At 37.5% G+C, this 10,776-nt stretch carries 12 protein-coding genes (1 of these 12 only partly in view); 8 read left to right on the top strand and 4 right to left on the bottom strand.

Annotated elements, in window-relative coordinates; translation table 11 throughout:
- Complete coding sequence (locus ABVM49_RS14135; RefSeq protein ID WP_405202477.1) at nt 1-1,158, bottom strand: cysteine desulfurase family protein; 1,158 nt, start codon at nt 1,156-1,158, stop codon at nt 1-3.
- A 210-nt stretch (nt 1,159-1,368) separates the two neighbouring features.
- Between ABVM49_RS14135 and ABVM49_RS14140 the strand changes: the two genes are divergently transcribed.
- Nucleotides 1,369-2,301, top strand: a complete 933-nt coding sequence (locus ABVM49_RS14140; RefSeq protein ID WP_405202478.1) for a hypothetical protein — start codon at nt 1,369-1,371, stop codon at nt 2,299-2,301.
- Here ABVM49_RS14140 and ABVM49_RS14145 read toward each other — a convergent pair.
- Entirely contained in the window at nt 2,291-2,839 is a 549-nt protein-coding gene (locus ABVM49_RS14145) for a Smr/MutS family protein (protein WP_405202479.1), read from the bottom strand. The genes ABVM49_RS14140 and ABVM49_RS14145 overlap by 11 nt on opposite strands.
- A gap of 253 nt (nt 2,840-3,092) precedes the next feature.
- On the opposite strand from ABVM49_RS14145, the gene ABVM49_RS14150 reads away from it, so the two are divergent.
- Both ABVM49_RS14150 and ABVM49_RS14155 read left to right on the top strand, forming a co-directional pair.
- Complete coding sequence (locus ABVM49_RS14150) at nt 3,093-3,317, top strand: DUF2752 domain-containing protein (RefSeq protein WP_405203687.1); 225 nt, start codon at nt 3,093-3,095, stop codon at nt 3,315-3,317.
- Nucleotides 3,318-3,331: 14 nt separating this feature from the next.
- Nucleotides 3,332-3,667, top strand: coding sequence for a CCC motif membrane protein (locus ABVM49_RS14155; protein ID WP_035328227.1), 336 nt, complete (start codon nt 3,332-3,334; stop codon nt 3,665-3,667).
- A 74-nt stretch (nt 3,668-3,741) separates the two neighbouring features.
- On the opposite strand, the gene rocD is transcribed toward ABVM49_RS14155, so the two are convergent.
- Nucleotides 3,742-5,022: an ornithine--oxo-acid transaminase gene (rocD, locus tag ABVM49_RS14160; protein ID WP_405202480.1), complete on the bottom strand. Its 1,281-nt coding sequence runs from the start codon at nt 5,020-5,022 to the stop codon at nt 3,742-3,744.
- A gap of 211 nt (nt 5,023-5,233) precedes the next feature.
- On the opposite strand from rocD, the gene ABVM49_RS14165 reads away from it, so the two are divergent.
- From ABVM49_RS14165 to ABVM49_RS14180, 4 genes are all read left to right on the top strand, one after another.
- Nucleotides 5,234-6,400: a mechanosensitive ion channel gene (locus ABVM49_RS14165; RefSeq protein ID WP_405202482.1), complete on the top strand. Its 1,167-nt coding sequence runs from the start codon at nt 5,234-5,236 to the stop codon at nt 6,398-6,400.
- A gap of 167 nt (nt 6,401-6,567) precedes the next feature.
- Entirely contained in the window at nt 6,568-7,983 is a 1,416-nt protein-coding gene (gene rlmD, locus ABVM49_RS14170) for a 23S rRNA (uracil(1939)-C(5))-methyltransferase RlmD (RefSeq protein WP_405202483.1), read from the top strand.
- Complete coding sequence (locus tag ABVM49_RS14175) at nt 7,983-8,489, top strand: DUF6452 family protein (RefSeq protein WP_405202484.1); 507 nt, start codon at nt 7,983-7,985, stop codon at nt 8,487-8,489. The genes rlmD and ABVM49_RS14175 overlap by 1 nt, the downstream gene beginning before the upstream one ends.
- Nucleotides 8,452-9,177, top strand: coding sequence for a DUF6048 family protein (locus ABVM49_RS14180; RefSeq protein WP_405202485.1), 726 nt, complete (start codon nt 8,452-8,454; stop codon nt 9,175-9,177). The genes ABVM49_RS14175 and ABVM49_RS14180 overlap by 38 nt, the downstream gene beginning before the upstream one ends.
- 32 nt (nt 9,178-9,209) lie before the next feature.
- On the opposite strand, the gene ABVM49_RS14185 is transcribed toward ABVM49_RS14180, so the two are convergent.
- Complete coding sequence (locus ABVM49_RS14185) at nt 9,210-10,358, bottom strand: class I SAM-dependent RNA methyltransferase (protein WP_038601310.1); 1,149 nt, start codon at nt 10,356-10,358, stop codon at nt 9,210-9,212.
- An 82-nt stretch (nt 10,359-10,440) separates the two neighbouring features.
- On the opposite strand from ABVM49_RS14185, the gene ABVM49_RS14190 reads away from it, so the two are divergent.
- Nucleotides 10,441-10,776: the 5' portion of a ZIP family metal transporter gene (locus ABVM49_RS14190; protein ID WP_405202486.1), read on the top strand. 333 nt of this gene lie beyond the right edge of the window; only the first 336 of its 669 coding nucleotides appear in the window; its start codon is at nt 10,441-10,443; its stop codon lies beyond the right edge, outside the window.

Consider the following 10,776-nt stretch of genomic DNA (forward strand, 5'->3'; position numbering starts at 1 on the left):
CTACGCAGGTACACCTTCTAGGAACTCTTTAAGAACGCTTATCACGTAGTCTACCTCCTCTTTTGTATTATACTTTGAGAAAGAAAAACGCACGCTAGGCTTTTTAAGATCATCTTCAGATAAGATTTCTTGAAGTACGTGTGAACCTTTATCACTCCCACTCTGGCAAGCGCTTCCTTTAGAGCAAGCAATACCCTTCATATCTAATTGAAAAAGCAGCAATAATGCCTTTTCTGAAGCAATAGGTAAGCATACGTTAAGTAAGGTATATGTGCTCTTTTCTGGATTGCTACAATTCCCATTAAGTTTTACACTAGGGATTTCTTTTTTAAGCCTTTCGGCGAAATAGGTTTTTATCCCTTTCACATAATTGCTCTCTTCTTCAAGGTGAGTATATGCACATTGCATTGCCGTCTCAAGTCCTGCAATATTATGTACACCCTCTGTACCAGCTCGTAAACCACGCTCTTGTGAACCACCAAATATAAGTGGCTTAAGACCACTATTTTTTCTTATAAATGCAAATCCTACACCTTTTGGCCCGTGAAATTTATGAGCAGCAGCCGCTACAAAATCTACAGGAACCTCCTGAAGGTCTATAGCATAATGGCCAATGCTTTGCACCATATCTGAGTGTACTAGTGCTCCATATGATTTACACATAGTCGCGATTGCTTTTATGTCTATCATATTACCCACCTCATTATTGACGTGCATAAGGCTCACGAGCGTTTTTGCATCATTTGATGCGAGCATTTCTTCTAGCTTTTTTTCGTCTGGAGTGCCACATTCTTTTAAGGGAACGTACTCTAGTAAAATGTTATATGTTTTTGCTGCTTCTTCTGCTGCGTGTAGCACTGCGTGATGCTCTATACGTGAGGTAATAATACGTTGTACTCCTAGATCTCGAGCGGCGCTATTTATGACAAGATTATCTGCCTCTGTACCTCCAGATGTAAAAATAATCTCTCCCGCAGTAACATTAAGAATCTTTGCAATGGTTTTACGTGCGCTTTCTACGTGACTTTTTGCTGTACGACCTACGGCGTGTGTAGAAGATGGATTACCAGGCACTTCTCTCATAACCTCCATCATACGTTCTAATACTTCTTGACGTATTTGAGTGGTTGCAGCATTATCAAAATAAACCTGAGACATAAACGTTATTTCTTAGGGGATTAGTCTACAAAAATAACTAAAATATCCCGACAGCTCTTACACTTTAGCGTTTCTATATGATGAGCATAGTTACTCTTAATAGGCACATTGTAACTAGTAAGTGCAGGGTGTTAATGCTGTTTAAATAACTTTTTTCGCGAAAGCGTAATTACATCTCTTTACCCTATTTTTGTCATAAACATAATTTATATGAAAAAGCTTCTAGCCTTAGTTATCCTTTCTTTTATCGCTACCTCGTGTGACGATGGTGATCTTATAGTCACAGAGATAGATTTTGATGATCTTGAGCTAGAACTTTGTGCAGATAGCGAGTATGTATTTTATAAAATTAACACGAGTACTAACGAGACGCTAGCGCTACAGTTTACAACCTCTCAAGATATTTTTGGAGGAGTAGATGAACTTGACGACATTACACTCTCTGGTGATGACCAAGTTTCATACAGACGTTTTAATGACGCGGTATCTAGTGATTACTTTTGTAGCCTTATACCACCTGCAACACCGGTGGTAGCAGAAGAGTTTATAAGTACAGAAGGAGAAGTGATCATTACAAGATCAGGGACCGAAACTGATGAGGATGGTATACCTTCTGAGATAGAAGACCCAGAAGGTGTCGCGGGTACTGCAGATCTTAAAGATACTGATGAGGATGGCATACCAGACATATTAGACTCTGATGATGATGGTGATAACGTACCTACAGAGCTAGAAGGTGTGGTTCTCAATGAAGACGGGACTGCTATAGATACAATGCTCTCTAGAGATACAGATGGTGATGAGATACCAGATTACCTTGACCCAGATGATGATGATGATGGAGTGCTTACACGCAACGAAGATGCAAATATGGATCTCAACCCAGCAAATGACAACTCAAATCCCGATGCGCCTACAGATGATGATTACTTAAATCCAGCTATTGCGGTAGAAACTACTGTAAATGAGTATCGTGATAACGAGTATGTTATTACAGACTTTCAGATATCTATATTTACAAGGTTACTTGTCTATATAAATCCTGCAAACCAAGATGAGCAGCGTGATGAGTCTACTCAAAATTTTGGTGTATATACATCACCAGACGTTGTTATAACAGAAAAGCCAGATTTTAACGAGTAGTGGCGTTTTGGTACAGGTAGACCTCGGTTGCTCCTGCTCCGTATTTTTGAAAATTTGCATCATAAAATTTAATACCGTCATACCTACGTAGTAAAGTATAGAGCTCCTCTCGCAGTACGCCCTCTCCTACTCCGTGTATAAAAACCATTTTTGGGATGCGCTTTCGTATGGCAAAATCTAGTTGACCTCTTGCTGTATCAAGCTGTAGGGTAAGTATCTCATAATTGCTCATACCACGCTTAGATTTTACAAGTTTATTAATGTGTAGATCTACCTCAAACATAGGAGCATTGCGCTCTTTTGCAGAGACTTTTGGGGCTTGTCGTCTTTTTGGCTGCTCTTTTTCAGAGATTACACTATCTGGTACATAAGCAAAATCGCTGTTAAGTCTATCATCTATAATGGGTATGAGTTCGCTTTCGCGAAAGCGTAAAATAAACCCATCACTATCTTCTACGAGTATCTCCCCATCTACCGTCTCTACTACCAGGCCTTCAAAATCGTCATCTAGCGCTTGTACGCGCATTCCTTTTACCATAACATAGAAGTATTAAACTTTATAGGTAAAAATAAGCATTGTATGGAAAAACTAATTAAGTGTTTCCTCATAACTATGGGAGTATTTGTAGTTTAAATTTGAAATATTTTATAACAGATTAAACCTTATGCTTTCTTTTTGTTATTAAATTTGAGACTATAGTAAATGGTTATAATGCCATCTTTAAGAAAATACTGCAATGGAAGAATATATGCTACCCTGTATGAATAAGAAATACCTCGGATTTGAGTGTATGGGGTGTGGCATACAGCGTTCTATTGCTTTGATACTAAGAGGTGAGTTTGTAGAAGCATTTTTTATGTACCCTGCTATTTATCCGCTTGTGTTATTATTTTCACTTCTCATACTTAATCAATTTATTAGTATTAAATATGCTAATAAGAGTATCATAATTTTAGCTATATTGACAGTCGCTACGATTATCGTGAGCTACATTATAAAAATGACAACTAACTAATTAACCACTCAACAATGGAAAAACAAAAACTACCTAATGTAACGATATCTCTTGTACTAGGGATTATATCATTTATTGCTTGTTGTTTTACATCAGGTTTTGGAGGAGTAGTGCTTTCTGGTATTGCATTATTTCTAGCAAACAAAGACAAGAAAACAGCTGCCGAAGATCCAGAACTTTATGAAAACTATGGACAGTTAAAAACAGCAAGAATCATTGCTATCATAGGTCTTGTACTAGGAGCCTTAATGGTATTAGCTTTTATAGGTATGCTAATCGCCTTTGGAGGATATGCTGGTATGGAAGAATGGCAACAACAGCAACTAGAGCAAATGGGAGGTTCTTACTAATAAGGAATCCTAATTATATATAAAAAGCCGCTTCATAACTGAAGCGGCTTTTTTATTTTTATCATTAAGAGTTATTACTTCTCAAATTGCTTAAGCGTTTTTGTAATAATCGCAACACATTCTAGTAATTGCTCTTTAGTCATTACAAGCGGTGGTGCAAAACGTATGATATTACCGTGGGTAGGTTTTGCTAGTAATCCATTATCACGTAAAGCAATACAAATATCCCAAGCGGTAGAGCTATCTTCTGTATCGTTAATGAGGATGGCGTTGAGTAATCCTTTACCACGTACACCGTTTACAATAGAGCTTGTCTCAATAAACTCTGCAAGCTCTGCTCTAAAGGTTTCACCTAGCTCTTGTGCATTATCTGCAAGCTCTTCATCTTTAATAACTTCAAGTGCTGCAATACCAATAGCCGCTGCAACCGGATTTCCTCCAAAGGTACTACCGTGATTACCAGGCTTTATTACACCCATAATATCATCATTTGCTAGTACTGCAGATACTGGATATGCACCTCCAGATAAGGCTTTACCTAGTATTAAGATATCTGCTTTTACCTCTGGTGTACCAGAACAGTGCTTATCTACACAATCGCAGTTACCACAGGTAGCAAGTAAACGTCCTGTTCTTGCTATACCTGTCTGCACCTCGTCTGCTATGAAGAGTACATTATGTTTTTTACACAGTTCTTTTGCCGCTGCTAGGTAACCCTCACTAGGTACATACACACCTGCTTCTCCTTGTATAGGCTCTACTAGAAAACCTGCAATATTAGAACTGCTGTTAAGTGCTTCTTCTAGTGCTTTAAGATTATCATACTCTATTTTAATAAATCCTTTTGTGTAAGGACCAAAGTTTTTACGAGCCACAGGGTCGTTAGAAAATGAGATGATGGTTGTGGTTCTCCCGTGAAAGTTGTTCTCACATACTATAATCTCTGCCTCGTTCTCGTCTATTCCTTTTACCTCATAAGCCCACTTTCTACAAAGTTTAAGAGCTGTCTCTACTGCCTCTGCACCTGTATTCATAGGTAAGAGCTTGTCATAGTTAAAAGTCTCTGTAGCATACTTCTCAAACTTACCTAGCATATCGTTATAGAATGCTCTTGACGTAAGTGTAAGTGTTTGTGCTTGACTTGTCATTGCTCCTACAATTTTAGGATGACAATGACCTTGATTTACTGCCGAGTATGCAGATAGAAAATCAAAGTATTTTTTTCCTTCTACGTCCCATACGTAAACGCCTTCTCCCTTTGAAAGTACAACTGGAAGCGGGTGGTAGTTGTGTGCTCCGTACTTGTCTTCGAGAGCGATTGCCTGTTGTGATGTAAGTTGATCAACAGTGGCCATAATGTGTAAGTTTTTTTATTCTATAATTTACAATTCCTAATTCTTAACAATTATGTCAGAGGAGAGAAATCAACCTCATAAAACATAGTACAACTGAGTATTATGTCGTGTTTTATATGTATTTCACCTTTAACGCCTTGATGCTTCTAGAAATAAAATAGCACCCTAAGTAATCGGAGTACATTTGAGTAAACTAAAATAATTAATCAAAATGGACTATCTCAACGATTTACTAAGAAACTTAAGTAGTGGTGATTACTTAATCAACGCACTTGTAGCTATACTACTTCTTATAGTAGGTGTATTTATAGCAAAGCTACTCAAAAAATTAACTGCAAAGATCATTAAAAAGAGTGGTCTTGATGAGAAATTAAAAAGTGACACCATCACTTTATCAAAATTTATATCAAAACTAGTTTACTTACTTGTAATGATATTTGTTTTTACACTTGTGCTAGGTCGTTTAGGTCTTACCTCTGCCCTAGACCCACTTAAAAATATGCTAGATGATTTTCTAGGCTTCATACCTCGCATAGTAGGTGCTGGTCTTGTAACGTACATAGGATATATGCTGGCAACAATCGTTGCAGAGTTTGTAGGAATGTCTGGAGACACCATACGTAAAGAACTGCCTAAATTAAAAATCTCTACTAAAATTGATGTTGTAAACATCCTTAAGAAGATAGTTTTCATTTTTGTATTTATACCATTACTTATTGTAGCACTTAATATACTAGAGATGGACTCTATCTCTATACCGGCAACTACAATGCTATCTAGCTTTATGGCTGCTATACCAAAAATAGCTGTTGCAGCAATAATCCTTCTTGCCTTTACAATAGGTGCTCGTTTCTTAAGTGGTCTTGTAAAAGATCTTCTTAACGGAATGAATATGAATGCTACACTTCAAAAAATGCAACTTGATAAAATGACGGGCAACACAAATGTGGTAAACCTTATAGGTAACATCGTTTACTTTTTTATCCTCCTTTTTGGTATTACTACCGCTATAGAAAAGTTAGAGTTTAAACAACTTTCAGAAATCTTTGCAACTATAAATGTATATGGTGGTAAAATATTATTTGGACTTGTTATTCTAGTAATAGGTAACTGGATTGCAAGCATCGTTTATAAAAATATGGCGGCCAAAGAAAATGCTTTCTTAGCATCTATCGTACGTATGGCTATCATCGCTATCTTCCTTGCAATAGGGTTAAGCACAATGGGCATTGCAGATGAGATTATTAACCTTGCCTTTGGTCTTACACTTGGTACTATAGCACTTACGGTGGTTCTGAGCTTTGGTCTAGGAGGTAGAGAAGCTGCAGGAGAGCAAATGAAAAAAATCTTACATAAGTTCAACAATAAAGTTGACTAACACCTCATAAATAATTCCCTCAATTATTAAGGCCACTATATTTTTATAGCGGCCTTTTTTATGCTCTAGTGATTACAAAACACAAGGAGCGTCATACTTTACAAACTATTGATAATCTCTTATAATTTTCGGAAAATAGCTTTAATATAAATCCTACTTTTGCCACTATGGGTAGACGTAAAACTAATCGTAAGATTTTTGAAAATATAGCCGTAACAGATGCCGGCGCAAAAGGTAAAGCCATAGGTCACGCACCAGATGGTAAGGTGTTATTTATAAACAACGCTGTACCAGGAGATGTGGTACACGTACAGACTACAAAAAAACGTAAAGCCTACTATGAGGGTACTGCAACAGAGGTGGTTACGCTTTCGCGAAAGCGTACAGAACCACAATGCCAGCACTTTGAGTTTTGTGGTGGTTGCAAGTGGCAGCATATGGATTATAAATACCAGCTTGAGTACAAACAGCAAGAGGTAGTAAATAATCTAACCCGTCTAGGAAAAATTGAATTACCAGAAGTTACTCCTATTGCCGGAAGCAAAGAGCAGTACTTCTATAGAAATAAAATGGAGTTTGGATTTTCTGACTCAAAATGGCTCACACTAGAGCAAATAAAAAGTGGCGAGGTGATAGAAGATCGCAACGCCCTTGGTTTTCATATTGCAGGTATGTGGGATAAGATACTTGATATTGAAAAATGTCACCTACAGCGCGACCCTAGTAATGCTATACGTAATGGCATAAAAGAATTTGCTACTGCAAATGATATGGCTTTTTACAATGCCAGAAATCAAGAAGGGCTTTTACGCACGCTTATGATACGCACCTCCACTACTGGGGAGCTTATGGTACTCGTACAGTTTTATAAGGAAGATGTACAAAAAAGAGAACTACTTCTTAACTACATAAAAGATACCTTTACAGAGGTTACATCTTTACTGTATGTAATTAATGGTAAGGGCAATGACACCATTTATGATCAAGATGTAATTTGTTATGCAGGGCGTGATCACATCTTTGAAGAGATGGAAGGCCTTAAGTTTAAGATCAATGCTAAGTCCTTTTACCAGACTAACTCAGAGCAAGCATACGAGTTATACAAAATTACAAGAGACTTTGCTGGTTTTACAGGTAATGAGCTTGTATATGACTTATATACAGGTACAGGGACTATCGCACAGTTTGTTGCAAAAAAAGCTAAAAAAGTGATAGGTGTAGAGGCTGTACCAGATGCTATTACCGCTGCAAAGGAAAATGCAAAACTCAATGGTATAGAAAATGCTGAGTTCTTTGTAGGAGATATGAAGAAGGTTTTTAACTCAGAGTTTATTGCCACACACGGTGACCCAGATATTATAATAACAGACCCACCTAGGGATGGTATGCACAAAGACGTCGTAGACCAAATATTAAATATCTCACCTCAAAAAATTGTATATGTAAGCTGCAATAGTGCAACACAAGCAAGAGATCTTGCGTTACTAGATGACGTGTATAAGGTAACCAAGGTACAACCTGTAGATATGTTTCCTCAAACTCATCACGTAGAGAATGTTGTACTTTTAGAGAAAAGATCATAATGAAAAAATTCTTTTATATACTGTTACTCATTATATGCTTTGGGCAAAGCGCCTGCGAGCGTGATGACATTTGTGCAGAGACTACACCCACTACCCCACTGCTTATTATAAAGTTTTATGATGCAGATAGCCCTTCAGACTCAAAAGCTCCTAATAATCTTGCTATCGTAGCAGAAGGATCTATACCAGAAGATACAGGCTTTACAGTGACTGCAGGCACAGACAGTATTGCCATCCCTCTACGTACAATAGAAGATGTTACAACCTACTCATTTATAATAAACTCTCAAGAAGAAGATGACGAGCCTATAAATGTAGATGACCTAGTGTTTACCTACATACGCGATGAGGAGTATGTAAGCAAGGCTTGCGGCTTTAGAGTGATATATGATGAGTTACTGGCAGAACTAGTTCCTCAAGATGATGGCTCTTGGATACAGAATATTATAATAGAAAACCCAACGGTAAATGATCAAGTTGAAGCACACATTAGTATTTTTCACTAGCCTACTTTTTACCGTTATATCTGCTGGTGTTAGTGCTCAAGATATAGGAGAAGAAGCTATAGCAGTTGACACAGTAACAAAAGTCCCTACAGATTACTACGGCCTCAGAGTAGGTATAGATTTATCAAAACCTGTACGATCTTTTCTTGATGACAACTACACAGGCTTTGAAGTAGTAGGCGATTTTAGAATAAAGAAAAACTACTATCTAGCCGCAGAGTTAGGTAACGAAACCAAAGTAACAGATCTACCCAATATTGAGAATACTACAAAAGGTAGTTACATAAAAGCCGGTTTTAATTACAATGCTTATGAAAACTGGTTTGGGATGAATAACCTAATCTATGCAGGTGTACGTGCTGGTTTCTCTAGTTTTAGTCAAGAGCTAGACAGCTATACCATATACACTACAAATCCTCTTTTTGGTGATGACACAAGACTAGACTCCCAAGATTTTTCTGGACTCAATGCTACTTGGCTAGAGCTTAAATTAGGTCTAGAAGTCGAACTTTTCAGTAATATCTACCTAGGTGTTAATGTTCAGATTAAGAGATCTATCACAACAAAAGATCCAGATGGATATGCAAATCTTTATATTCCGGGCTTCGGTAAAGTCACCGAAGACTCTACGGTAGGTGTGGGTTATGGATATACGCTATCATACCTTATCCCTATTTTTAAAAAGTAGCGGATTAATTACGCTTTCGCGAAAGCGTACAACTATTCATTATCATCCTGATACTTAGCCTTCTTGCTTCCCTCGTACATCTCATATTTAACCAGACGACTTTCTAAACTACCGTTAAAACACTTGATTTTTCTACTAGGTCTAAGCCCCACGTGCTTAAGTGACTCCATATTAGAAGTAATCATCCAGGCGTGAGATCCAGGATAACCACCTTTAAGTGTATCACCTATCTCTTTGTAAAACGCTTCCATCTCTATAGGTAAACGCTCACCATAAGGTGGGTTAAACACCATTTGTAAGAAGTCATTACCTTGTTTTTTAGTTTCAAAAAAGTTTTTCTCACTGATAGTGATAAAATCTGAAAGCTGTGCGTTTTTTACATTTTCGCGAGCCTTCTCTACGGCAGACGGTGCTTTATCATAACCAGTAATCGTGTATCTAAAATCTTTAACACGTTTAAGAGCAGATGCCTCTATGAGTTCATACAGATCTACATCCCAATCTCCCCATTTTTCGAAAGCAAATTCTTTTCTATTTAAGTTTGCAGGCACATTACAGGCTATCATTGCAGCCTCTATACACATTGTACCAGACCCACACATAGGATCAAGAAAATCTGACTGACCGTGCCAGCCACTCATTATAATTAAGCCCGCAGCCAGTGCTTCGTTAATAGGTGCTATGTTTGTCGCAGTTCTGTAACCACGGTGGTGTAATGATGCCCCACTACTATCTAGTGACAATGTACACCAGTTGTCTTGTATATGAACGTTGAGTCTAAGATCTGGATGCTTAGTATCAACACTAGGACGTACGTTTTCTTCTTTTCTAAATTTGTCTACAATGGCATCTTTAGTTTTAAAGGCGACATACTGCGAGTGTGTAAATGTAGTACCGCTTACAGTTGCATTAATCGCAAAGGTCTTCTTTACATCTAGATATTTCCTCCAGTTTATGCGTTGCATACGTCTATAGAGATCATCCTCATTCATCACCCTAAACTCGGCAATGGGTTTTAAAATTTTAATAGCGGTACGACAGCACAAATTTGCTTTGTACATAAACCCCTTATCACCTTCAAAAGAGACATTACGCGTCCCTATTTCTACATTACCAGCGCCTAAATTTCTAAGCTCTTCTGCTAGAATTTTTTCAAAGCCAAAAAACGTTTTGGCCACCATCTTAAAGTTTTCACTACTCTTACTCATATGCCGCAAAAATACGTTAATTTTACCGCCTTAACGACCCAAAATTACATTCCATTTGCTTGCAATCATTCTTCCCATTATAGCCGTCTTAATAGGACTCACATTTGCCCTTATTTTTAAGCCAGCTGTAAATAATGGGATTAAGCTTTTACTTTCTTTTAGTGGAGCTTTTTTGCTTTCTGTAGTCATATTTGAATTTTTGCCTGAAGTATACAGTAGCAATAATTCTAACATTGGGATTTTTATAATGCTAGGCTTACTTATTCAAATCATTTTAGAATTTGGATCTAAAGGGGCAGAACACGGTCACGTTCACCATAAGGATGAAGGAACATTTCCTATATTATTATTTATAAGTCTTTGCTTACACTCTCTTATAGAGGGTTTTCCA

This window comes from Dokdonia sp. LLG6352-1 (assembly GCF_045055815.1).
GTDB classification, from domain to species: domain Bacteria; phylum Bacteroidota; class Bacteroidia; order Flavobacteriales; family Flavobacteriaceae; genus Dokdonia; species Dokdonia donghaensis.